Genomic DNA, 1,782 nt, shown 5'->3' with positions numbered 1-1,782 from the left:
ATACGCATTTTCTGGCGATTGACTTTGCCGTATGCCGGGACGAAAACGGCGAATTAGTACCGCAGTTGATTGAATTGCAGGGCTTCCCTTCGCTGTTTGCGTTTCAGGGCTATTTACCGGAAAAGTTTAAAGAGCACTTTTCGATCCCGGACTCGCTGATCTGGAATTTTGGTGGGTACGATTTTGAGGCTTATCTAACGAAGCTTAAAGACCTTATTCTGGACGGCGAAGACCCCGCTCACTGCGTTTTACTGGAAATTTTTCCGGAAAAACAGAAAACACGCGTGGATTTTGCCGTTACGGAAAAGCTGCTTGGCATTCGGTCGGTTTGCTTTACTAAAATCCAGAAAGAAGGTCGGACGCTTTATTACGACCGGGATGGCGTAAAAACACCGATTCGCCGGATGTACAACCGCCTGATTTTTGACGATCTCTTGCACTACCCCGACATGCCGGTATCGTATCAACTAACGGATGACGTAGATGTAACTTGGGTGGGGCATCCCAACTGGTTTTTCCGGATTTCGAAATACATTCTTCCCCTGCTGAATTCTCCGTACGTACCTCAGGCACAGTACGTGAGCGATTTTCAGGGGCAGTTTCCCGAAAATCTGGACGATTATGTACTCAAACCCCTGTTCAGTTTCGCGGGAATGGGCGTTAATCTACATCCAACAGCAGAATTACTAACCGCTCTTCCCGATCCGCAGCATTACATCCTCCAGAAAAAAGTGAAGTATGAGCCCGTAATCGAGGCTCCCGACGGTGGGGTGAAGTGTGAAATCCGGATGTTGTATGTTTGGCCCGATCAGGCGAAACGACCGGAGTTACTGACGAGTTTAAGCCGCCTGAGTCGCGGCGAAATGATTGGCGTTCGCTTCAACCAGAATTTTACCTGGGTGGGCGGAACGGCCTGCTTTTTTGAACCCTAACGCGGGTTTTGTGATTACCTTTTTATGCATCAACGACAGCTTTTCTTAAATCACCTTGCCCAAACGTCGGATTTTCCGCTAGCTCTAGAAATCGAAAAAGCCGAAGGAATCTGGTTATACAGTCCCGACGGAAAGGCGTATATGGATTTGATTTCCGGCATCGGTGTCTCCAATGTCGGTCACCGGCACCCGAAAGTAGTTCAGGCCATCAAACATCAGGTGGATCATTACCTGCACACGCTGGTCTACGGCGAATATGTGCAGGCTCCGCAAGTCTTACTGGCTCAGGCCCTGGTCGAGACGCTGGCTGCTTACCGTACGCCGTCGGGCTATGCCATTGACAATGTGTACCTGACCAATTCGGGTACGGAAGCCGTGGAAGGAGCCATGAAACTGGCGAAACGGTATACCGGTCGTACCGAAATCATTTCCTGTTTTAATGCGTATCACGGTTCTACGCAGGGAGCCTTAAGTCTGGCGGGAGCCGACTTTTTCAAACGTCAGTTCCGCCCCTTACTCCCGGATATCCGGCATATTCACCACGGCGTACTGGCTGATCTAACGAACATTACTTCCCGTACCGCAGCCGTTGTCATTGAAGTCATTTCTGCCGAGTCGGGCATTCGCGTTCCTTCGCATGACTACCTGCAAGCCTTACGCGATCGCTGTACCGAAACGGGTACCTTACTGATTTTCGACGAGATCCAAACGGGTTTCGGTCGTACGGGTTCCTTCTGGGCGTTTGAACAATTTGGTGTTGTACCCGACGTTCTGCTGTCAGCCAAAGGAATGGGCGGCGGTATGCCCATTGGAGCATTCATGGCTCCGCAACCGCTCATGGCCGTCTTTA

General features: G+C 50.5%; 2 protein-coding genes. Both read left to right on the top strand.

The window, feature by feature from the left end:
* Positions 1–932, top strand: a 932-nt coding sequence (locus ACOJTG_RS04490) for a hypothetical protein (protein ID WP_420152721.1), incomplete at its 5' end; no start/stop codon positions are given.
* Between the two features lie 24 nt (positions 933–956).
* Positions 957–1,782, top strand: an 826-nt coding sequence (locus ACOJTG_RS04485; RefSeq protein ID WP_420152720.1) for an aspartate aminotransferase family protein, incomplete at its 3' end; no start/stop codon positions are given.

The organism is Siphonobacter sp., from assembly GCF_048595215.1.
Taxonomy (GTDB): Bacteria; Bacteroidota; Bacteroidia; order Cytophagales; family Spirosomataceae; genus Siphonobacter.
Note: the sequence above shows the minus strand (reverse complement) of the source record. Positions and strands in the feature narration are given on the sequence as shown.